At 36.1% G+C, this 23,597-nt stretch carries 21 protein-coding genes; 17 read left to right on the forward strand and 4 right to left on the reverse strand.

The window, feature by feature from the left end; translation table 11 throughout:
- Nucleotides 1-230: 230 nt before the first annotated feature.
- Entirely contained in the window at nt 231-1,580 is a 1,350-nt protein-coding gene (glpT, locus tag RTP99_RS19695) for a glycerol-3-phosphate transporter (protein WP_000466377.1), read from the reverse strand.
- Nucleotides 1,581-1,852: 272 nt separating this feature from the next.
- Here glpT and RTP99_RS19700 point away from each other — a divergent pair, with 272 nt between their 5' ends.
- From RTP99_RS19700 to inhA2, 10 genes are all read left to right on the forward strand, one after another.
- Nucleotides 1,853-2,311, forward strand: a complete 459-nt coding sequence (locus RTP99_RS19700) for a MarR family winged helix-turn-helix transcriptional regulator (protein WP_001132363.1) — start codon at nt 1,853-1,855, stop codon at nt 2,309-2,311.
- 19 nt (nt 2,312-2,330) lie between these two features.
- The gene (locus RTP99_RS19705) at nt 2,331-3,944 is read left to right on the forward strand and encodes an MDR family MFS transporter (RefSeq protein WP_000437626.1); all 1,614 of its coding nucleotides are present in this window, start codon (nt 2,331-2,333) and stop codon (nt 3,942-3,944) included.
- A gap of 137 nt (nt 3,945-4,081) precedes the next feature.
- Nucleotides 4,082-5,053 (forward strand): ribose operon transcriptional repressor RbsR, encoded by a 972-nt coding sequence (gene rbsR / locus RTP99_RS19710; protein ID WP_000104021.1) that lies wholly within the window; start codon nt 4,082-4,084, stop codon nt 5,051-5,053.
- Between the two features lie 13 nt (nt 5,054-5,066).
- Nucleotides 5,067-5,963 carry a ribokinase gene (gene rbsK, locus RTP99_RS19715; protein WP_001132856.1) on the forward strand — a complete coding sequence of 299 codons (897 nt, stop codon included), beginning with the start codon at nt 5,067-5,069 and terminating at the stop codon, nt 5,961-5,963.
- On the forward strand, nt 5,960-6,355 hold the full coding sequence (gene rbsD / locus RTP99_RS19720) for a D-ribose pyranase (RefSeq protein ID WP_000716156.1): 396 nt from the start codon (nt 5,960-5,962) through the stop codon (nt 6,353-6,355). The genes rbsK and rbsD overlap by 4 nt, the downstream gene beginning before the upstream one ends.
- 18 nt (nt 6,356-6,373) lie before the next feature.
- Nucleotides 6,374-7,858 (forward strand): ribose ABC transporter ATP-binding protein RbsA, encoded by a 1,485-nt coding sequence (gene rbsA, locus RTP99_RS19725; RefSeq protein ID WP_011040003.1) that lies wholly within the window; start codon nt 6,374-6,376, stop codon nt 7,856-7,858.
- Between the two features lie 2 nt (nt 7,859-7,860).
- On the forward strand, nt 7,861-8,796 hold the full coding sequence (locus tag RTP99_RS19730; RefSeq protein WP_001074633.1) for an ABC transporter permease subunit: 936 nt from the start codon (nt 7,861-7,863) through the stop codon (nt 8,794-8,796).
- Between the two features lie 14 nt (nt 8,797-8,810).
- The gene (gene rbsB / locus RTP99_RS19735) at nt 8,811-9,737 is read left to right on the forward strand and encodes a ribose ABC transporter substrate-binding protein RbsB (RefSeq protein WP_000758975.1); all 927 of its coding nucleotides are present in this window, start codon (nt 8,811-8,813) and stop codon (nt 9,735-9,737) included.
- A gap of 34 nt (nt 9,738-9,771) precedes the next feature.
- Nucleotides 9,772-10,419, forward strand: coding sequence for a fructose-6-phosphate aldolase (gene fsa, locus RTP99_RS19740; RefSeq protein ID WP_000667661.1), 648 nt, complete (start codon nt 9,772-9,774; stop codon nt 10,417-10,419).
- Between the two features lie 315 nt (nt 10,420-10,734).
- Entirely contained in the window at nt 10,735-13,134 is a 2,400-nt protein-coding gene (inhA2, locus tag RTP99_RS19745; protein WP_001252971.1) for a M6 family metalloprotease immune inhibitor InhA2, read from the forward strand.
- Nucleotides 13,135-13,416: 282 nt separating this feature from the next.
- Here the strand turns inward: inhA2 and RTP99_RS19750 are convergent, their stop codons facing one another.
- Nucleotides 13,417-14,589, reverse strand: a complete 1,173-nt coding sequence (locus RTP99_RS19750) for an MFS transporter (protein ID WP_000873250.1) — start codon at nt 14,587-14,589, stop codon at nt 13,417-13,419.
- A 225-nt stretch (nt 14,590-14,814) separates the two neighbouring features.
- Between RTP99_RS19750 and bdhA the strand changes: the two genes are divergently transcribed.
- The 6 genes from bdhA (at nt 14,815) to RTP99_RS19780 (ending at nt 21,095) form a co-directional block, all read left to right on the forward strand.
- Complete coding sequence (gene bdhA, locus RTP99_RS19755; protein WP_000645820.1) at nt 14,815-15,867, forward strand: (R,R)-butanediol dehydrogenase; 1,053 nt, start codon at nt 14,815-14,817, stop codon at nt 15,865-15,867.
- A 118-nt stretch (nt 15,868-15,985) separates the two neighbouring features.
- Complete coding sequence (locus RTP99_RS19760) at nt 15,986-16,330, forward strand: potassium channel family protein (RefSeq protein WP_000948231.1); 345 nt, start codon at nt 15,986-15,988, stop codon at nt 16,328-16,330.
- Between the two features lie 253 nt (nt 16,331-16,583).
- Nucleotides 16,584-17,435: a phospholipase CerA gene (cerA, locus tag RTP99_RS19765; RefSeq protein WP_000731014.1), complete on the forward strand. Its 852-nt coding sequence runs from the start codon at nt 16,584-16,586 to the stop codon at nt 17,433-17,435.
- 58 nt (nt 17,436-17,493) lie between these two features.
- Nucleotides 17,494-18,510, forward strand: coding sequence for a sphingomyelinase C (gene sph, locus RTP99_RS19770; RefSeq protein ID WP_225991017.1), 1,017 nt, complete (start codon nt 17,494-17,496; stop codon nt 18,508-18,510).
- Between the two features lie 111 nt (nt 18,511-18,621).
- Nucleotides 18,622-19,794, forward strand: coding sequence for an amino acid deaminase/aldolase (locus RTP99_RS19775; RefSeq protein WP_000373738.1), 1,173 nt, complete (start codon nt 18,622-18,624; stop codon nt 19,792-19,794).
- Nucleotides 19,782-21,095 carry a D-arabinono-1,4-lactone oxidase gene (locus RTP99_RS19780; RefSeq protein ID WP_000948935.1) on the forward strand — a complete coding sequence of 438 codons (1,314 nt, stop codon included), beginning with the start codon at nt 19,782-19,784 and terminating at the stop codon, nt 21,093-21,095. The genes RTP99_RS19775 and RTP99_RS19780 overlap by 13 nt, the downstream gene beginning before the upstream one ends.
- A gap of 7 nt (nt 21,096-21,102) precedes the next feature.
- Here the strand turns inward: RTP99_RS19780 and RTP99_RS19785 are convergent, their stop codons facing one another.
- Nucleotides 21,103-22,254: a VanZ family protein gene (locus tag RTP99_RS19785; RefSeq protein ID WP_000127968.1), complete on the reverse strand. Its 1,152-nt coding sequence runs from the start codon at nt 22,252-22,254 to the stop codon at nt 21,103-21,105.
- Nucleotides 22,255-22,426: 172 nt separating this feature from the next.
- Between RTP99_RS19785 and RTP99_RS19790 the strand changes: the two genes are divergently transcribed.
- Nucleotides 22,427-22,630, forward strand: coding sequence for a hypothetical protein (locus tag RTP99_RS19790; protein ID WP_001268330.1), 204 nt, complete (start codon nt 22,427-22,429; stop codon nt 22,628-22,630).
- 58 nt (nt 22,631-22,688) lie between these two features.
- Here the strand turns inward: RTP99_RS19790 and RTP99_RS19795 are convergent, their stop codons facing one another.
- Nucleotides 22,689-23,501: an undecaprenyl-diphosphate phosphatase gene (locus tag RTP99_RS19795; protein ID WP_000434782.1), complete on the reverse strand. Its 813-nt coding sequence runs from the start codon at nt 23,499-23,501 to the stop codon at nt 22,689-22,691.
- Nucleotides 23,502-23,597: the final 96 nt, after the last annotated feature.

The raw sequence follows: 23,597 nt of genomic DNA on the forward strand, positions 1-23,597 counted from the left end.
TTTAATATAAATTGACAATGTTTGACAAGAGAAAGTTGAGAAAATATTCAAAAATCTTTTTATATAGAGATTGGATGCATGTATATAAGTAGTTGGAGTGTTTTGAAAACGCTAACATGTATAAGGAAGGGAAATAAATCTTTTGTAAGAAAAAAGTATTATATGTAGAAAAAAGAGAGATGTTCTGTAAAGAACAGTCTCTCTTTTTTTGGTAAGAATAATATTAGTGCTTAAGCTTGCTTTTGTTTTGGAGATCCTGTCTTTAAAGTAAGAGCAAGGAAGAACATTGCAAGTACACAAGATGCAAGTAACAAGATGAATCCGCCATCCCATCCAAATGCATCGACGATAAAGCCCATAGCAGCACTAGCGAAAGCTGCTCCGCCTAAGTAACCGAAGAAGCCAGTTAAGCCCGCTGCAGTTCCAGCAGCTTTCTTTGGTGCTAAGTCAAGAGCGTGTAGACCAATTAACATAACCGGTCCGTAAATTAAAAATCCAATTGCGACAAGTGCGATACTATCAACCATTGGATTACCAGGAGGGTTTAGCCAGTAAACAAGAACGGCGATAAATACACCAACCATAAATAAAATACCAGCAGGTGCGCGGCGTCCTTTGAATAGTTTATCACTCATCCAGCCGCAAAGAAGTGTACCTGGAATACCAGCCCATTCATATAGAGCGTAAGCTGTACGTGAACTACTATGAGTAAAGCTTTTTTCTTCTACTAAATAAGTAGGAGCCCAGTCTACAACACCGTAACGTACGAAATATACGAAAACGTTCGCAATCGCGATGTACCATAAAAATTTATTGTTTAGTACGTATGTAAATAAAATTTCTTTTACCGAAAGTTCGCGTTCGCGATCTTGTACTTTTTCATCTGGTGGATATTCTCCAGTATGTTCTTCAATAGAAGGTAATCCACAAGATTGAGGTGTATCTCTCATCGTAATTAATACATAAATACCAACTAAAATTGAAAGAATACCTGGGAAGTAAAAAATACTTTTCCAATCATTTGCAAAGAAATATAACCCTAATGTTACAAGGGAAGGCATAAGTGCGCCACCGACATTATGAGCGACGTTCCAAATAGACATTTTTGTACCACGTTCACTAATAGAGAACCAGTGAACCATTGTACGACCACAAGGAGGCCATCCCATCCCTTGTACCCATCCATTTAAAAACTGAAGTACAAACATAAGTATAATGCTCGTTGTAATGAAAGAAAATGAGCCGAAAACAATATTAATGATACCTGATAAAAATAGCCCAGCTGCTAAAAAGTAGCGAGGATTACAACGATCGGATACGATACCCATAAGAAATTTACTTAATCCGTAAGCGATAGAAACTGCTGAAAGGATAACCCCAAGCTCCCCTTTACTAAAGCCTTGTTCAATTAAGTATGGCATTGCTAGTGAAAAGTTTTTTCGAACAAAGTAATAACCTGCATAGCCGATGAAGATACCTAAAAATACTTGTAAACGTAATTTACGGTATTCACTATCAACGCGATCAGCTGGTAAGCGTTCCACGTGGGGCGCAGGTTTAAAGAATTGTGTGAAAAACATAAAATGAAAATCCTCCCCAATTTAATTCGAAGTGTTGTAAGTCAGAGAGAATATAAAAAGGCCATGAAATATAAAAAAGTTTCCTTTTTTATGATTCATAGCCGTGTACTCCGATTCTCCGTGACTGTCAATATTAACTTCGACGAAAATTATACAACTTTGTGACAAAAATGTAAACGTTTTTATAAATAAAAAGTGTTGACGGATTTTGTTCGCGGTATTAATATTTAAATACATTAAATATTTTGGTGCTTAAATAAGAGGTGGATAACATGCCAAATGATATGACGCATATCGATAAAATTCAAGCTCTTGCTTTTTCGATTGGAAAGAAAATGCAGACAGAGTTATTAGAACAAATGCAAGCAACAGGACTTACACCACCGCAGTTTTATATTTTAAAGATTTTAGATCATTATGGAGCTTCAAGGGCGACAAAATTAGCGAAAAAAATGTATGTAAAGCCTAGTGCAATTACAGTGATGATCGATCGCTTAATTGACCAAGAGCTTGTCGAGCGTTATCACGATAAAGATGACCGTCGTGTTGTCGTCATTGAGTTAACAAAAAAGGGGAAAGCTAGGGTAGAAGAGGCGATGACTGCTCGTAATGAGCACATTGCAAAATATTTCTCACATTTAGAGTTGCAAGAAAGAGAAGATTTGTTACGCCTTTTTGAGAAGTTAGAAACTATTATTTGCGGGACACAAGAGGAAAAAGAGAAAAAATAAGAGGAATTGAGGAGATTACATGGAGCAACAAGACAATATAAATAGAAAGTTGTTGTTAGTCGGTTTAGTAATTGCGATGCTATTTGCTGCCTTAGATGGAACAATCGTTGGTACAGCAATGCCACGTATCGTTGGTGAACTAGGCGGATTAAGTTTAATGACGTGGTTAACAACAGCTTATATGTTAACATCAACAACAGTTGTACCAATTGCAGGTAAATTAGCGGATTTGCTTGGTCGTCGTAACGTATATATAACAGGGTTAGTTATCTTTATGGTTGGCTCAGCATTATGTGGTATGGCAAATGGTATGACAGAATTAATTATTTTCCGTGGTATTCAAGGTCTTGGCGGCGGTATTATGATGCCGATGGCTATGATTATTATCGGAGATATGTTCACGGGGAAAGAACGTGCGAAATGGCAAGGTATTTTTGGTGCGTTATACGGTCTTGCTTCTGTAATTGGACCACAAGTGGGTGGTTGGATTGTAGATGCAGTGAACTGGAGATGGGTATTCTACATTAACTTGCCAGTTGGTATTTTAGCAACAATCTTTATTGCAATGGGATTAAAATCACATAAACAAACAGGACCAATTAAAATTGATATTGCTGGGATCTTTACGATGATTCTCGGTGTTGTCAGTTTATTACTGGCATTAACGTTTGGTGGAAAAGATTACGCATGGGATTCTTGGCAAATTATCGGGTTATTTGCATTAGCTTTAATTGGTATCGTTAGCTTTGTTATTGTTGAAACGAAAGCAGAAGAACCAATTTTACCGATGCATTTCTTTAAAAATCGTACATTTACATTACTAAATGCGATTGGATTTTTTATGAGTATTGGAATGTTCGGTGCGATTATGTTCGTACCATTCTTCATGCAAGGAATTGTAGGAGTAAGTGCAGCTGAATCAGGAACAATTATGACGCCAATGATGATTACAATGATTGTGATGAGTATTATTGGCGGGCAACTTGTATTAAAAGTTGGTGTAAAACCACAAATTATTACAGGAATGCTTATAATGGCTGGAGGATTCTGGTTATTAACAACGATGGATATGCACACAACTAAATTGACTGCTACTTCTTATATGATGGTTATCGGTTTAGGAATGGGTCTTGTAATGCCGACATTAACATTAGCGTTACAAGAAAGCTTCCCGAAAAAAGATCTTGGTGTCGTAACATCATCAAGTCAGTTCTTCCGTCAAATCGGCGGAACATTTGGTATTACAATTTTAGGATCAATCATGAATAACACTTCAGGTACAACATTAACAAAGAATTTAGTACCTGTATTAGATACATTCCCGAAAGAAGCGGGACAAATGGTAACGAAATTTAAAGATATGATTCATACAGATCCACAAGGTTTATATTCAATGTTATTTAGTCCAGAGGCATTAAAACAAATGCCAGAAGCGTTCGCTAACAGCATTGTACCGATTTTGAAAAACTCTTTAGTAGACTCACTTCATACTGTATTCTTAACAGGATTAGTATTTATCGTAGTAGGCGCTATCTTTACAATTTTCTTACAGAAGATTAAACTGTCAGATCGTAAAAAAGATGCTAAAGAGCCAGCTACAGAAGAAAAAGAACAAACTGTATCATATTCGTAATGAAAAAGCATCGCCTTATGGCGGTGCTTTTTTGAGTATAACCTTAAAAGCTTTTTCGTGAGAAATGATTGACGTATTTCTAGAAATACGTTATATTATTTTCTGTAAACGGTTACATGAAATGGAGAGGGAAAAGAATGAGTACGATTAAAGACGTTGCGAAATTAGCGGGAGTATCTGTTGCGACCGTTTCCAGAGTGTTAAATAAAAATGGATATGTTCATGAAGATACATTAAAGAAAGTAGAACGAGCGATTGAGATGCTAGATTATAAACCTAGTACAGTAGCACGCTCACTATATAATAAGAAATCTCGTTTAATTGGCTTAGTTGTTCCAAATATCGTGAATCCATTCTTTCCAGAAGTTGCACGTGCCGTAGAAGATGTAGCTCATAAGCAGGGATATACGGTTGTACTTTGTAACTCTGATGAAAATTTAGAGAAAGAAAAGCAATATATTGATGTACTTAGGCAAAATAATGTGGACGGATTTATTGTAGCAACAAATCCACAAAATAGTGTTAATTACATGAATTTGTCAGTACCAGTCGTTGCAATTGACCGTATGTTTAATGAGCGTATACCTGCTGTGTATGCAGATAACTATGCGGGAAGTCAGGCAGCGACAAAGCTATTAATAGATAAAGGCTGTAAACATATTGCGCATATTCGTGGACCGCGTGACGTAAGCACAGCGAATGAACGTTTTGAAGGCTTTGTAGACGTTATTACACAAAATAATCTTTCTTATATGATTGCAGAGAGTACATTTGATCCAGCTAATAGTGAGCGTGTAGCAGTGGAACTATTAGAAGAATATCCGCATATTGATGGTATTGTTGCTGGGAATGATTTAATTGCAATAGGTATCGTCAAGGCTGCGCTTCAAAAGGGGATTTCTATTCCGGATGATTTACAAATTATCGGATTCGATGGAATTTCTTTAACAGAGATGATGTATCCATCTATTACAACTGTTGCACAGCCAATTTACGAAATGGGGAAAATTGCAACAGAACTACTGTTAGATCAGATGGAAGGAAACGTATTAGAAGAGAAACATTATCGTTTACCGATTGAAATTATAGAACGAAATACAACGAAGTAAGGAGATGAAATAGATGCCAAATATTGCAGTAGTAGGTAGTATTTCAATGGACTTAGTGGCCGTTTCAAAAAAACGTCCGAAAGCAGGGGAAACAGTAATTGGTGAAGCATTTCATACAATTCCAGGAGGGAAAGGAGCTAACCAGGCGGTTGCTGCAGCGAGATTAGGCGCAAATGTAGCGATGGTTGGAGCGGTAGGAGACGATAATTATGGAACTGTAGTTAGAAAAAATTTAGAGAACGAACGCGTTTTTATCGACTATGTGGTACCGGTTACAGATACGGCGACAGGAATTGCTCATATCGTTTTAGCAGAAGAGGATAACAGTATTGTTGTCGTGCAAGGAGCGAATGCTCTTGTCAATGAGTCGGTTGTAAATCGTTCAAAAGATCTTCTTACAAAAGCAGATATGGTTGTGCTTCAACTAGAGATTCCACTTGAAACAGTAAAATATGTATTGGCTATTTGTGAGGAACACAAAATCCCGGTTATGTTAAACCCAGCGCCAGCACAAGTGTTATCAGAAGATATTTTAGAAAAGGCAACTTATATTACGCCAAATGAACATGAGTGCCGCATTGTATTAGATGATTTCACATCACCAATTGAAGAGTTACTGGCTAAATATCCAAACAAACTATTGATGACAGAAGGTTCTAACGGTGTACGTTTCCATAATGGTACGGAGATTGTACATGTTCCTAGCATTGCTGTTGATGTAGTAGATACGACTGGAGCTGGTGATACATTTAATGGTGCATTAGCAGTTGCGCTTTCTGAAGGAGAAACACTTCAAAAAGCAATTCGTTTTGCGAATATTGCTGGTGGTCTTTCTGTAACGAAACTTGGGGCGCAAGGCGGTATGCCAACGAGAGATAAAGTACGTGAAGTGCAGGTGATTGTCGGATGAAAAAGCACGGCGTATTAAACAGTGAGATTGCATCAATCCTTGCTTCACTTGGGCATACGGATACGATTGTAATTGCTGATTGCGGTTTACCAATTCCTGACGGAGTAAAAAGAATTGATTTAGCTGTTGAAATTGGAAAACCTAGCTTTTTAGATGTATTGCAAGTGGTAGCGGATGATATGGCAATTGAAAAAGTGACGTTAGCAGAAGAGGTTATTAACAATAATGCGGAAATAAATAAAGAGATTGAGCTGAAATTAGTAGAGCCAGCGCTTGAATATGTATCTCATGAACAATTTAAAGAGCATACGAAAAAAGCGAAAGCTATTATTCGTACAGGCGAGGCTACGCCTTATGCCAATGTAATTTTACATGCAGGCGTGATTTTTTAATAAAGGGAAGTGATGGGAATGCGTATTGAAATGAAAAATATTTCAAAGGCGTTCAATGGCAATCCTGTTTTGAAGAATGCACAATTTATGATTGAAACAGGAGAAGTCCATGCATTGATGGGGGAAAATGGAGCGGGTAAATCAACGCTCATGAAGATTTTAACAGGTGTATACAAAAAAGATGGTGGAACAATCACGATTGATGGGCAAGAGCACACCTTTAAAAATGCGAAAGAAGCTGAAGAGTACGGTATTGCATTTATACATCAAGAATTGAACATATTATCGAATTTAACAGTAGCTGAAAATATGTTTCTCGGTAAAGAGTTAATGTATGGAAAGACAGGGATTTTGCGTACACGTCAAATGAATGCGATTGCGCAGCAGCAACTAGCGGAACTAGGGTTACATGTAAAAGGCGCTATGTTGGCAGGAGAGTTATCGGTTGGACAACAGCAAATTATCGAAATTGCGAAAGCATTAATGACAAACGCGAGCGTTATTATTATGGATGAGCCTACAGCGGCATTAACAGATCGTGAAATTGAAACGTTGTTTACTGTCATTAATAAATTACGTAAAGAAGGCGTTTCGTTCGTGTATATCTCACACCGAATGGAAGAAATTTTTTCAATATGTGATACCATTACGATTTTACGTGATGGGGAATACGTCGGAAAGAGATCCATTCCGGAAACATCGTTTGATGAAGTAGTGAGTATGATGGTGGGGCGCAGCATTGGTGAACGTTACCCAGAACGGAATAGTCAAGTTGGCGATGTTATTTTTGAAATCCGTAATGGAACGAAAAAAGGGAAGTTTGAAAATGTTTCGTTTCAAGTGAGAAAAGGTGAAATCCTTGGTGTAGCTGGCTTGATGGGAGCTTGCCGTACGGATATTATGAAAGCGATATTTGGATACGAACCTTTAGATTCTGGCCAAATTTTTATAAATGGGCAAGAAGTAAAGATTGATAGTCCGATAGATGCGATTAGACAAAGAATCGCATTCATTACAGAGGATAGAAAATCTGAAGGGTTAGTGCTAGATTTCTCAATTCGAGAAAATTTAGCTTTACCAAATTTAGAAAGTCTTTCAAAGGGAAGTGTTCTAAGCGACGAACTAGAACAACAGTTTACAGCGGACATGATGAAACTTCTTAATGTGAAAGCATCTAGTGGAGAACAAGCGGTGAAATCTCTTTCTGGTGGAAATCAGCAAAAAGTTGTTATTGCAAAATGGTTAGGTATCCACCCGCAGTTACTCATTTTAGATGAGCCAACAAGGGGTGTTGATGTTGGAGCAAAAAAAGAAATTTACTCTATTATGAATAAGCTTACCGAGCAAGGAGATGCAGTTATTATGGTATCATCTGAGCTTCCAGAAGTTTTAGGGATGAGTGATCGCGTTCTTGTTATTCATGAAGGAAAAGTCGGCGGCATTTTAGAGAAAGATGAGGCATCACAAGAGTCTATTATGGCACTAGCTACAGGGGGAGAGTAAGGATGGCTAAGAAGGGGAATGTATTACAACAACTTGGGTCTTTAATTGGACTAGCGCTAATTATTGTAGTAATTACGGCTTTAAATCCAGCGTTTATTGAAATTCCAAATTTATTTAATATACTGCGTCAAGTATCGATTAATGCGCTTATTGCATTCGGAATGACCTTTGTAATTTTAACAGGGGGTATTGACTTATCGGTAGGTTCTATTTTAGCATTATCAAGTGCACTTGTTGCTGGAATGATGGCAAGTGGCATGGACCCGTTCCTTGCGATGGCAGTTGGATTATTAGCTGGTCTTGTAATGGGAATTGTAAACGGTATCATCATAGCGAAGGGAAAAGTAGCTCCATTTATTGCGACTTTAGCAACAATGACTATTTTTCGCGGGTTGACGCTTGTTTATATGGACGGACGTCCGATCACTGGACTTGGTGATCATTTAATGTTCCAAATGTTTGGTCGCGGTTATTTTCTCGGTATTCCGGTACCAGCTGTTACAATGATGATCGCTTTTGCAGTACTGTACTTCATTTTGAAGAAAACGACATTTGGTCGCCGTACATTTGCAATTGGTGGAAATGAAGAAGCAGCAGCACTATCAGGTATTAATGTTACGAGAATTAAAGTAATGATTTATGGTCTTTCCGGAATTTTGGCAGCGCTTGCAGGTATTGTCTTAACATCACGATTAGATTCTGCACAGCCGACTGCAGGTACTTCTTACGAATTAGATGCAATTGCAGCAGTTGTATTAGGTGGAACAAGTCTTTCTGGGGGAAGAGGATGGATCGTTGGTACATTCATCGGTGTACTTATTATCGGAGTACTAAATAACGGTTTAAATTTATTAGGTGTATCTTCTTTCTTCCAACAAGTTGTAAAAGGACTTGTAATCTTACTAGCTGTATTAATTGATCGCCGAAAAGAAGCATAATGGAGGGACAGTTCATGAAGAAATGGTTACTTATACTCGTTGCATGTATTATGGTCATTACTGCTGGTTGTTCAATGGAACCGCCAGAATGGGCAAAGGATTCTAGCGATAAAGGTCGAAATAAAACTATTAAAGTTGGATTCTCTGTTTCAACTTTAAACAATCCATTTTTTGTAACTTTGAAAAAGGGTGCAGAAAAGAAAGCGAAAGATAGCGGCATTGAATTGATTGCTGTTGATGCGCAAAATGATGCAGCAAAGCAAACGAACGATGTTGAAGATTTAATTCAAAAAGGTGTCGATGTAGTTGTTATTAATCCAACCGATTCAGATGCTGTTGCTTCAGCAGTAAGTGCGGCAAATGCAGCGAACGTTCCTGTTATTACAGTAGACCGCGTTGCAAATTCAGGTAAGGTTGTTTCTCACATTGCATCTAATAACATCGAAGGTGGTCAAATGGCTAGTGATTACATTCGTGAATTGGTCGGCGAAGGAGCAAACGTTGCTGAGTTAGAAGGAATCCCTGGATCCTCTGCTGCTCGTGAACGTGGGAAAGGATTCCATAACGTAGCCGATAAGTCTTTAAAAGTAGTTGCTAAACAAGCGGCTGATTTTGATAGAGCAAAAGGATTATCTGTTATGGAAAACATTTTGCAAGCAAATGGTGATATTAAAGCCGTGTTTGCGCATAACGACGAGATGGCATTAGGTGCACTTGAAGCATTGAAGTCTGCTGGGAAAACAGATGTAGTCGTTGTTGGATTTGATGCAACAGAAGATGCTGTAAAAGCGGTTAACGATGGGCGTATGGCTGCAACAGTTGCTCAAAAACCGGAATTAATCGGAGAGAAGGCGATGCAAACAGCAAAAGAGATCACACAAGGTAAAAAAGTGGACAAATCTATTCCGATTGAATTAGAGCTTATTAAGAAAAATAAATAAATATAAAATGAAAATTAGGAAGGAAGAATAACAAATGAAATTCTTTATTGATACAGCAAACATTAACGAAATTAAAGAGGCAAATGCATTAGGCGTATTAGCTGGAGTAACGACAAATCCATCACTTGTAGCAAAAGAAGGCGTAGATTTCCACGAGCGCATTCGTGAAATTTGCAACGTCGTAGAAGGACCTGTAAGTGCAGAAGTAATTAGTTTAGAAGCAGATAAAATGATCGAAGAAGGAAAAGAGTTAGCGAAAATTGCTCCAAACGTTGTTGTAAAAGTTCCAATGACAACAGAAGGTTTAAAAGCAGTAAAAGCGTTCTCTGACTTAGGAATTCGTACAAACGTTACATTAGTGTTCTCAGCAGTTCAAGCATTACTTGCAGCTCGTGCTGGTGCAACATACGTTTCACCATTCTTAGGTCGCTTAGATGATATCGGTCATAACGGTATGGACTTAATTCGCCAAATCGCAGAAATCTTTGCAATTCACGGTATCGAAACAGAAATTATCGCAGCATCTGTACGTCACAGTGTTCACGTAACTGACGCAGCATTAAATGGTGCACATATTGCAACAATCCCAGCAAACGTAATTGCTTCATTAGTGAAGCACCCATTAACAGATCAAGGAATTGAGAAATTCTTAGCTGATTGGGAAAAAACACAAGAGAAATAATAGAAAATCAAGAATCCTAGTTTAATTGACTAGGATTCTTTTTTATTTAAAAGAATTTTCATGCAATTTTGCATATTGTCTTTTAAATTTTTTATATAAGCTATTTAATATATATCAAATCACTTTTTATGTTTCATATTTCGACATAAAACGGTAGAAGTTCTGACCAGAAAACTGGAGGGCATGATTCTATAACAGAAAGCTTAACGTTTATAGAATTATGCCTTTTTATATAGGGAGGGAAGAAAGTAGAGCACTTGATTTAAATGCACTTATTTATCTGAATTTTAAGTTTTATAAAAGGAGAGAAATAGAATGAGAAGAAAAGCGCCATTTAAAGTGTTATCGTCATTAGCAATTGCGGCAATTATCGGATGTACATCTGTCATGAGTGCTCCATTAGCATACGCAGAAACGCCAGCAAAAGAGAAAGAAAATGTATCTACAACACCAATTGATTACAACTTAATTCAAGAAGATCGTTTAGCGGAAGCGTTGAAAGAAAGAGGAACAATTAATCCAGCATCTTCTAAGGAAGAGACGAAAAAAGCTGTAGAGAAATATATTGAAAAGAAACAAGGGGATCAGGCAAATAAAGAAATTTTCCCAGCCGATACTGCTAAAGAGGCATCTGATTTCGTGAAAAAAGTAAAAGAGAAAAAAATGGAAGAAAAGGAGAAAGTAAAGAAACCTGAAAAAAATGTTAGCCCTGAGCAAAAGCCTGAACCAAATAAAAAACAATTGAATGGGCAAGTTCCAACATCTAAAGCAAAGCAAGCGCCGTATAAGGGATCTGTTCGAACAGATAAGGTATTAGTATTACTCGTTGAATTTAGTGATTATAAACATAATAATATTGATCAAACGCCAGGGTATATGTATTCGAAGGACTTTAGTAGAGAGCATTATCAAAAGATGTTATTTGGTAATGAACCATACACGTTATTTGATGGTTCGAAAGTAAAAACATTTAAACAATATTACGAAGAGCAGTCTGGTGGTAGTTATACGACAGATGGATATGTAACGGAGTGGCTAACTGTTCCAGGAAAAGCATCTGACTACGGTGCGGATGGTAGTAGTGGTCACGATAATAAAGGACCAAAAGGCGCACGTGATTTAGTGAAAGAAGCTTTACATGCAGCTGCTGAGAAAGGGTTAGATTTATCTCAATTTGATCAGTTTGATAGATATGATACAAATGGTGATGGGAATCAAAATGAGCCTGACGGTGTAATTGATCATTTAATGGTAATCCATGCAGGTGTTGGTCAAGAAGCTGGTGGTGGTAAATTAGGCGATGATGCCATTTGGTCACATCGTTCAAAATTAGCAATAGATCCAGTAGCAATTGAAGGGACAAAATCAAAGGTAGATTACTTTGGTGGCAAAGTAGCAGCACATGATTACACAATTGAACCAGAAGATGGAGCAGTAGGTGTATTTGCGCATGAATTTGGACATGACCTTGGCTTACCAGATGAATACGATACGAAATATACTGGAACTGGTTCACCTGTCGAAGCTTGGTCACTCATGAGTGGGGGAAGTTGGACAGGGAAAATTGCAGGAACAGAGCCAACTAGTTTCTCACCACAAAATAAAGATTTCTTACAAAAGAATATGGGTGGCAACTGGGCAAAAATTTTGGAAGTAGATTACGATAACATTAAGCGTGGTGTAGGAGTTCCTACATATATCGATCAAAGTGTTACAAAATCAAATCGTCCAGGCGTTGTACGTGTTAACTTACCAGGTAAAAGTGTCGAAACGATTAAGCCGGAGTTTGGAAAGCATGCATATTACAGTACAAGAGGAGATGATATGCATACAACACTAGAAACACCATTCTTTGATTTAACAAAAGGAACAAATGCAAAATTCGATTATAAAGCAAATTATGAGTTAGAAGCAGAGTGCGATTTTGTCGAAGTACATGCAGTAACAGAAGATGGAACGAAAACATTAATTGATAGACTTGGAGAAAAAGTAGTCCAAGGAGATAAAGATACAACAGATGGGAAATGGATAGATAAATCATATGATTTAAGTCAATTTAAAGGAAAAAAAGTGAAACTGCAATTCGATTATATTACAGATCCAGCTGTAACATATAAAGGTTTCGCGATGGATAATGTAAATGTAACTGTTGATGGACAAGTAGTATTTTCTGATGATGCAGAAGGAACACCTAACATGCAGTTAAATGGATTCGTTGTTTCTGATGGAACAGAGAAAAAAGCTCATTATTACTACTTAGAGTGGAGAAACTATGCAGGATCAGATAATGGATTAAAAGCAGGAAAAGGTCCAGTGTATAATACAGGTCTTGTCGTTTGGTACGCAGATGATAGCTTTAAAGATAACTGGGTTGGGGAGCATCCAGGTGAAGGCTTCCTTGGTGTTGTAGATTCGCATCCAGAGGCACTTGTTGGCAATTTAAACGGAAAACCAACTTACGGTAATACAGGTATGCAAATTGCAGACGCAGCATTTTCATTTGATCAAACACCAGCATGGAGTGTAAATTCATTAACACGTGGACAGTTTAACTATTCTGGATTACAAGGTGTTACAACTTTTGATGATTCAAAAGTATATAGTAATAAACAAATTGCAGACGCAGGAAGAAAAGTTCCGAATCTTGGACTTAAATTCCAAGTTGTTGGACAGGCAGAGGATAAATCAGCAGGCGCTGTTTGGATTAAACGTTAATAACAGAAAAGCACATTCTTCATATGAGGAATGTGCTTTTGAATTTGTACAGTAAGTTATTATTTTAGCTTATGTAATACAAGTGTCTGTTTATATGTAGTGTATCAAATTATGTAGAGAAAGGAAATATTTCCGAGGAAATTGTCGAAGTATCGTTGGTATTGATACACTTTTTTTGTAAAAGAAGAAATGTAGTATTGCCTTTACCATTCAATTTATTTACATTGTTACTTAGCTACACACAAAAGTAATATATTCGGCCAAAAAAAGACAATGATGGAATTATCCTATCATTGTCTTTTTTACTTTGCCTTTGTTTTTTATTTTGCTTCTGACATAAATCATTCCGGCAAATGTTAATAAGAATGCAGTTCCAATAACGAAGCTGGCGCTAGGGGATGCCCCGATTGCTCCAACTGTAAAGGATCCAGCAACAACTCCTAATGAGAAGAAAGCATAAAACAATCCAAATGCTTTTCCGCGTTTATCATCTGTCGTATTTTCAACAAGTAATGCATTTATCGATGGGAAAAGGATAGCGAATCCAATGCCATAAATCATCATAACGATAAAGAGCATGCCTTTTGTTGCAAATAATCCAAGTAAAGATAATGCTAATGCCATTACTGCAATACCAATTAGCATTAGTTTTGAACGATTAAATCGATCGTAAATACGATTTGTTGGTAGTAAGAAGAAGAGGATAGCGGTAATACCGAATACACTTAACATCATGCCTGTTGTAGATGCTTTAAGCGCTAATGCCTCAACTTTCACTGGTAACATATAAGTGACAATTCCTTGTGAAAACATGAGTGTGAAAGCACCAATATATGCCTGTAATAACGGTTCTGATTTCAATAGTTCAAACATATCTTCTTTATTCATCATTTGTGTTCTTGAAGTATCTTTTCTTGATACGTTATTTGGTAAGAAGAAGAGAGATACGATTGTACCAAGAACCATTAAAATAGAAATGGTAATGAACACCCACTCTATACCAGCAGTTGCTTTCATAATCCCGCTGAAGGCAGGTCCTACAATTGCCGCTGTTCCAACAGCAGCACCAGATAGGGCCATTGCCTTACCTTGTCTTGCTGAATTTGTTTGTTTTGATAAAAACGTAAAGGCAGCAGGAATTAAAAATCCGTCACTAAACCCATGCATAAAGCGAACAACTAATAGTTGTTCACCACTTTGAACAACGGTGTATAACAAGACTATGAAACTCGTGAGTCCCATGCTTATATAAAGTATTTTTTTTGCACCAAATTTATCGACAGCAGCGCCAGCAATAATATTACCAATCATATTAGCAAATGAGTACATGCCGACAACTAGCCCAATAATAAGAGGGGATCCTCCAAGACTTTGAGCGAACGTACTCATAATAGGTAATTGTGAAAATGTATCTAGAAACGCTACGATAACAATAAAGTAAATAAAATATTTCAAGCGATATTCACCTCTCCTATGCTATTATGGCATAATGCTAATTTCAACCGCAATGAAATTGAGTTAACAGATGTGGAAAAAAGTACAAAGTGACAAAATATTGAACGTTATTTGTTAAAATTTAGTGGAAATGAGATTGTTTTTTTGAAATATATGGATAGAAGTATTATAATAGATTTGTAAACTTCACCAGGTTAAGTATATACATAGAGAGGGATGTATAAAATGAAAGCATTACTTTGGCATAATCAACGTGATGTAAGAGTAGAAGAAGTACCAGAACCAACTGTAAAACCAGGAGCAGTTAAGATTAAAGTGAAATGGTGTGGTATCTGCGGGACAGACCTGCATGAATATTTAGCAGGACCTATTTTTATTCCAAAAGAAGAGCATCCATTAACACATGTAAAAGCACCGGTTATTTTAGGTCATGAGTTTAGCGGTGAGGTAGTTGAAATCGGTGAAGGCGTTACATCTCATAAAGTGGGAGACCGCGTCGTTGTAGAACCAATTTATTCTTGTGGTAAATGTGAAGCTTGTAAACATGGACATTACAATGTTTGTGAACAACTTGTTTTCCACGGTCTTGGCGGAGAAGGCGGCGGTTTCTCTGAATATACAGTAGTACCAGAAGATATGGTTCACCATATTCCAGATGAAATGACGTATGAACAAGGTGCACTTGTAGAACCAGCAGCTGTAGCAGTTCATGCAGTACGTCAAAGTAAATTAAAAGAAGGGGAAGCTGTAGCAGTATTTGGTTGTGGTCCAATTGGACTTCTTGTTATCCAAGCAGCTAAAGCAGCAGGAGCAACTCCTGTTATTGCAGTCGAGCTTTCTAAAGAACGTCAAGAGTTAGCAAAATTAGCAGGTGCGGATTACGTATTAAATCCAGCTACTCAAGATGTATTAGCAGAAATTCGTAACTTAACAAATGGTTTAGGTGTAAATGTGAGCTTTGAAGTAACAGGTGTTGAAGTAGTACTTCGTCAAGCAATTGAAAGTACAAGTTTCGAAGGACAAACTGTAATTGTTAGTGTATGGGAAAAAGACGCAACAATTACTCCAAACAATCTTGTACTAAAAGAAAAAGAAGTGGTTGGTATTTTAGGATACCGTCATATCTTCCCAGCTGTTATTAAATTAATTAGCTCTGGCCAAATTCAAGCAGAGAAATTAATTACGAAAAAAATCACAGTGGATCAAGTTGTTGAAGAAGGATTTGAAGCACTTGTAAAAGATAAAACACAAGTGAAAATTCTTGTTTCACCTAAATAATATAGAATAGTAAAAAGTAGCTCTTTTCTAGAAATAGAAGAGGGCTACTTTTTTTCTGTACAGAAAGGTGATAGACTTTCCTGTAACTACAGGTATTTTGTTTGGAAGGGGAAGTCTAATGCTTTCATTTATGTTGACATTGAAACGGATGCTAAAAGCTTGTTTACGAGCGTGGAAAGATAAAGAATTTCAAGTATTATTCGTATTAACATTTTTAACATTAATGTCTGGTACAATTTTTTATAGTACAGTTGAAGGATTACGTCCTCTTGACGCTTTATATTTTAGTGTGGTCACGTTGACGACTGTCGGTGATGCGAATTTTAGTCCGCAAACTGATTTTGGAAAGATATTTACAATCTTATACATATTTATTGGAATTGGATTAGTGTTTGGATTTATTCATAAGTTGGCAGTTAATGTCCAACTGCCAAGTATATTATCGAATAGAAAAAAAGAGTAAAGCATGTGTATGCTTTACTCTTTTTTTACATTAGTTTAGATAAGCCTTAATAATAGTTTATTAAAATGAAAGTGCATTCATTCATTATATTCACTATGTATAAAGTTATAATGATATGAACATTTGCATATTTTAATTTAGTGATAGAAATTTCGTGAAAGGTGGGATATTCTAGTCATAGGTTAACCGGACGACATCATAGGATCCTAACAAAAAGTTTACAATAATTCGATTATAAAATGGAGGATTTCAGATGAAAAAGAAAGTACTTGCTTTAGCAGCAGCTATTACAGTAGTAGCTCCTTTACAAAGCGTTGCATTTGCTCATGAAAATGATGGGGGAAGTAAAATAAAAATAGTTCACCGCTGGTCTGCTGAAGATAAACATAAAGAAGGTGTAAATTCTCATTTATGGATTGTAAACCGTGCGATTGATATTATGTCTCGCAATACAACACTTGTAAAACAAGATCGAGTTGCACAATTAAATGAATGGCGTACGGAGTTAGAGAACGGTATTTATGCTGCTGACTATGAAAATCCTTATTATGATAATAGCACATTTGCTTCACATTTCTATGATCCAGACAATGGAAAAACATATATTCCATTTGCAAAGCAGGCAAAAGAAACTGGCGCTAAATATTTTAAATTAGCTGGTGAATCATACAAAAATAAAGATATGAAACAAGCATTCTTCTATTTAGGATTATCTCTTCATTATTTAGGAGATGTAAACCAACCGATGCATGCGGCAAACTTTACAAATCTTTCATATCCACAAGGATTCCATTCTAAATATGAAAACTTTGTAGATACGATAAAAGATAATTATAAAGTAACGGATGGAAATGGATATTGGAACTGGAAAGGTACAAATCCAGAAGAGTGGATTCATGGAGCGGCAGTAGTAGCGAAACAAGATTACTCTGGAATTGTAAATGATAATACGAAAGATTGGTTCGTAAAAGCAGCTGTGTCACAAGAATATGCAGATAAATGGCGCGCTGAAGTTACACCAATGACAGGTAAGCGATTAATGGATGCACAACGTGTTACTGCTGGATACATTCAGCTTTGGTTTGATACGTACGGAGATCGTTAAGTATTTAAAAAAGGTCAAATCTCACAATAGAGTATTTGACCTTTTTATTACTATACAAATGGAGGTATGGAACGTGAAAGGTAAATTGCTAAAAGGTGTACTTAGCTTTGGGATTGGTTTAGGAGTTTTATACGGAGGTTCTTCAGTGCAAGCAGATACGTCTACAGATCAAAACAACACTTTGAAAGTGATGACGCACAACGTGTATATGCTATCAACTAACTTATATCCGAACTGGGGACAAAGTCAGCGTGCCGATTTAATTGGGGCGGCAGATTATATTAAGAATCAGGATGTAGTTATATTAAATGAAGTGTTCGATAATAGCGCATCAGATCGTTTGTTAGGGAATTTGAAGAAAGAATATCCAAATCAAACAGCAGTATTAGGTCGTAGTAATGGAAATGAATGGGATAAAACGTTAGGTAGCTATTCATCTTCAACGCCTGAAGATGGAGGCGTTGCAATCGTGAGTAAATGGCCGATCGTTGAAAAGATTCAATATGTATTTGCAAAAGGATGCGGACCAGATAATTTATCAAATAAAGGGTTTGTATACACGAAAATTAAGAAAAATGATCGTTTCGTTCATGTGATTGGGACACACTTGCAGGCTGAAGATAGTATGTGTGGAAAAACTTCACCTGCATCTGTACGTACAAACCAGCTAAAAGAAATTCAAGATTTTATTAAAAATAAGAATATACCAAATGACGAGTACGTTCTATTTGGTGGTGATATGAACGTGAATAAAATAAATGCAGAGAACAATAGTGACTCAGAGTACGCATCCATGTTTAAAACATTGCATGCGTCAATTCCATCTTATACGGGACATACAGCAACTTGGGATGCAACGACAAACAGTATTGCAAAATATAATTTCCCTGATAGTCCTGCCGAGTATTTAGATTATATTATTGCAAGTAAGGACCATGCGAATCCATCATTTATAGAGAATAAAGTATTACAACCAAAATCTCCACAGTGGACTGTTACATCATGGCTCAAAAAATATACGTATGATGATTATTCTGATCATTATCCAGTAGCAGCAACTATTTCTATGAAGTAGTCCTAAAAAAGTTTCTTCTTAAATAGGAAGAAACTTTTTTTATTTTGTAGAGGAGATTCCAACTTTCTTTCCAATATGTATAAGACATATAGAGAAGAGGAGAGAAAAAGTGTGGATCGAGGAATTTTTAAAGAAGTTCCATTACCTTGTGCATTTTTGGATGAAGTAGCTTTAGATAGAAATATTCAATTGATTATAGAATTAAGTGGAAATAAGAAGATTCGTATAGCGAGTAAATCGTTACGTTCTGTTCCGGTTATGCAAAAGATTCTAGCTGCAAATGATCGTTTTCAAGGTATTATGTGTTTTTCACCTAGGGAAGTTTTGTTTTTAATTGAACAAGGATTCAATGATTTATTGCTCGGATATCCTGCTTATGATGATAGAGCGTTACATGAAATAAGTTTGCTAACAAAGCAAGGGCTCATTATAACTTGTATGGTGGATTGTGAAGATCATATTGTTTATTTAGAAAAAATTGCTGAGAAGTCTAAAGGATGTTTTCGTGTTTGCTTAGATATTGATATGAGTAGTCGTTTTTTAAATTTTCATTTTGGGGTCAAAAGATCACCGGTAAGAGATGTGCAAGGTGCTTTGAAAATAGTAAAAAGGTTGAAAGAATCATCATTTTTAATACTAGATGGTGTAATGGGATATGAAGCCCAAATTGCTGGGGTAGGAGATCACATACCGAATCAACGAGTAAAAAGTAAAGTGATTTCATATTTAAAGAAGAAATCAGTGTTAGAAGTTAAAGCAAGAAGAGGACATATCGTAAAAGAAATACAAAATCTAGGTATTGAACTAAGGTTTGTAAATGGAGGAGGCACAGGAAGTATAAAAACAACTGAGCAAGATCATTCAGTTTCAGAGATTACAATAGGTTCTGCTTTCTATGCCCCGAAGCTGTTTGATTATTATAAAGAAGTACAACTTCAGCCAGCTGTCGGATTTGCTTTGCCAGTTGTGCGTAAACCAGCTCCAACAATTTATACTTGTCTAGGTGGTGGATATATTGCCTCAGGCGCAATTGGGAAGGATAAAGAACCTGAGATTTGGAGGCCAAATGGTGCCAAACTATTAGCTTTAGAAGGTGCTGGTGAGGTACAAACACCGATTTTTTATAACGGTGAGGAACGAGTAGAGATAGGAGATTCTATCTTGTTTCGCCATAGTAAAGCTGGAGAATTATGTGAGCGGTTTCCGTTTTTATATCGTGTGAAAGAGGGAGAGATTGTTGGGGAGTATTCAACATATCGGGGGGATGGCCAATGCTTTCTATAAAGGGACAAAAATGGAGAAATTGGACAGGGAATGTAGAAGGAACACCGCATTATACGATGTATCCAGAAAGTATACAAGATGTAGTAGAAGTTGTAGAGCTTGCACGAAAAGAAGGGAAGAAAATTCGCGTTGTCGGTTCAGGACACTCGTTTACCCCTCTTGTGCAGACGGAAGAAATTTTAGTCTCTTTAGATGAATTGAAGGGTATTGTGAATGTTGATGCGGAGAAGATGGTTGCCGAAGTATGGGCAGGAACAAAGTTACATGAGCTAGGGAAGTTACTTGAGGAAAAAGGTTATGCGCAAGAAAATTTAGGGGATATTGATTCGCAATCTATTGCAGGAGCGATTAGTACAGGGACTCATGGCACGGGGATTACCTTTGGAAGTTTATCAACACAAGTTATAGAGATTACCGCAGTTTTATCTACAGGTGAGAGTATAGTTTGTTCACAAACGGAGAATGTACAATATTGGAGAGCTTTTCAGTTGTCTCTTGGAATGTTAGGTATCATTGTAAAAATAAAATTGAAGGTTATTCCAGCTTATTCACTCGTTTATAAAAGTGAAAAACAGTCCTTATCTACTGTAATGAACAAGCTAGAAGAATATAAGAAGAATCGCCATTTTGAATTTTTCGTTTTTCCTTATTCAGATGAAGTGCAAGTGAAAATTACAAACGAAACAACGGGTAAAAAAAGTGATTTGAAATGGCATAAACTAAAGGTAGAGTTACTTGAAAATAAGATGTTCTCTTTGTTATCTAAAGGATGTAAATGGTTTCCTTCTATAAGTAAAGGAGTAAGTCGATTATCGGCTAAAGCTGTACCGAATACAAAAATAATTGGTCCGAGTTATGAAGTATTTGCTACATCGCGTGCGGTTCCATTTTATGAAATGGAGTATAGTGTTCCTTCAAAGTATATGCAGGTCGTTGTAGAAGAAATTTCAAACCTTATTGAAAAGAAAAAGTATAAAGTACACTTCCCAATTGAATGCCGTTATGTGAAAAGGGATGACATATGGCTCAGTCCAGCGTATGGAAGAGATTCTGCGTATATAGCTGTTCATATGTATAAAGGTATGAAGTATGCTGCTTATTTTGGTGAGGTGGAGAAAATTTTTCTAAAATATGAAGGACGCCCGCATTGGGGGAAAATGCATACGTTAACGTATGAAAAATTACAAAATATATATCCAGAATTGCATTCGTTTCTAAAGGTGAGGAAATTATTAGATGAAGCAGAAATGTTTTCAAACCCTTACACAGAAAAGTTATTTACGATTATGAAAAAAAGCTGACAAAGTATTACTTGTCAGCTTTTTTTAGTACGATCGCATTTCTTGTTTGACTAATTCGCTCGTAAAATAGTAACTTATCACGACTAAATACATGTAATAAAACATGAATAATAAATAGACCGTTAATTACGAGTTGGAATAATAATATAACTACTAATACTAAAGGTTCTTTAAGATTTAAGATAGAGCTACTAGAAAGAATATAATTGATTCCACCTAAAACGAAATAGAATATACCATAACGGATGAATAGTTCCTTCAACGTAATACGATCTGATTTTCCTTTCACGTAAATACGAAGCAACGCTTTACCAATTGTCTTTCCATTCGTAAAGTATGGAATGATAATAAAGTAAATAAAGATCGAACACGTTATGAAAATGAGTTCGTATATGTTCGTGTAAGATTGAATATTAGAAACAAAGAAAGAATTTCCTTTGTTTTTAATGACAGGTACAACGATGGATAAGAAAATCCAATCAATTTGCATCGCGATAAGGCGACGAACAAATCCGACTGGTTTCGTTTCCAAATTAATATGACTATCTAATTCGTTTGCTTTCGGAAGGAAGTACGTAAATATTGGTGCAATGATAAAGCCGATTACGCCGCCTAATGTATTTAAAAACAGATCGTCTATATCAAATAAGCGGTACGCACAATTGTATATACCGTATAGTCCAGTCACTTGTGTTAGCTCGAAAAAGAGTGAAAGACAAAAAGAAATACAAATTGTTTGTAAGAAACTACGTCGGAAATAATAACGTAAGTAAATACCGAATGGAACGGTTAATAGAACGTTAAATGCTACTTGTAAAAACGCAGATTCTTTTAATAGGTAGAAATAAGTAGCTGGTTTCGTTAAAATTGCCGAAGTATGATTACTAATTTCTTGTATGAAATAAAATGGTGATAGTTGCATGTGCTGCGTATTAGCCGGTTGTAGGCTACAAGTATCATATGTTTGTGGTAACGGCAAAATCACAAGAAAATAGGCATTTAATAAGTAAAGTAATAATGAGTACAAAATAAATGAACGCCATTTATTTAAATAACCGTACTTTCGGTAGTTAAATATTAAAAAAGGTATTAAGAGGAACATTGCTAAAATAGGAAATAAAATAAATGCTGTTTTTATTGGAAATATATATGCAGTCAAAATGAAGCTCCTTTCAATGAAAATTCGTTTATCATTATAACGTTAAAAGAATCTTAAAACAAAATTAAAATATTTCGAAATAGAAAAAATTACAAATTTCAATGGAATTAAGTTATACTAAATTTAATATAATGATATTATGATTATTATAAGTTGAGAGAGGGTACAAAATATGCGATATGAGCTTTTTTCTGTAAGTGGGGATCATATTACAACTTTTGAAAGTGCATGGCGTTTTCAAGAGGGAGAACAGATTTTTGTTCATGATGATCAAATAAAACGAAATTTTATTATTATCCGCCTAACGCATGATGTATTTCAACAAAATAAACATGTTATTCGTTTGTATTGTCAAGAAAAGAAAGTATATGCATAAAAAAACGAGTCGTTCTAGTATAATAGAATGACTCGCTTTTTGATTTGTAAGTTTCACCTTATAAGAAAATAAGAGTAAGTACACCTACGATAATGCAATAGAAAGAGAAATATTTTAAATTTCCTTTTGCCATAATGTTCATAAACCATTTTAATGAAATATACGTCATGATAAATGTTGCGATAAATGCAACGATATATGGTACGAATAGTGTATCTAGATTTGGATCTTTTGCAATGTCTGTAATACTTAGTAATAAACCACCTAAGCTAACAGGGATATATAGTAAGAATGAGAAACGAAGAGCCGTTTCTTGCTTCATACCAAGTAACATCGCTGCTACGATTGTTGCACCTGATCGGCTTATTCCAGGAATTAGTGCGCAAGCTTGTGCTAATCCGACGATAATTGCGTCTTTCATAGAAAGATCGCCATCATTTTTACGTCCACGCAAGTTTCTAATAATCCAAAGTCCGACAGCGGTAATAAGAAGGGAAATCCCAACCATTTTCACACCTTTTAAGTACTGATCGATGTAATCTTTAAATAAAACACCAATAACACCTGCTGGAATGGTCGCAATAACAAGGTAAATAATAAAGAAGAAATCTGATTTTGCATCTTCTGCTCTTGTAAATATATAAGATAGACCATTCTTTGTTAGACGAATTAAATCATTTCTATAAATAAGTAATACAGCTAATAATGAAGCTGAATTAACAAGTAGTTCAAAGCTAAACCCCTCTATTTTTAGTCCTAGCAAATGCTGTGCCAAAACGAGGTGACCGCTTGAAGAAATCGGAATCGGTTCTGTTAGTCCTTGGAACAGACCAAGAATTAAATATTTTAAAATGTAGTAAAATTGTTCCATAATAACCTCCTTGTTTAATAGTCGAAAGAAACAACTTGTCCATTATAACAAAGATACGGCTCAATATTGAGAAGAAATAAATATTCGAAATATAAT

It is taken from the genome of Bacillus sp. (in: firmicutes), assembly GCF_031983925.1.
GTDB classification, from domain to species: domain Bacteria; phylum Bacillota; class Bacilli; order Bacillales; family Bacillaceae_G; genus Bacillus_A; species Bacillus_A pacificus.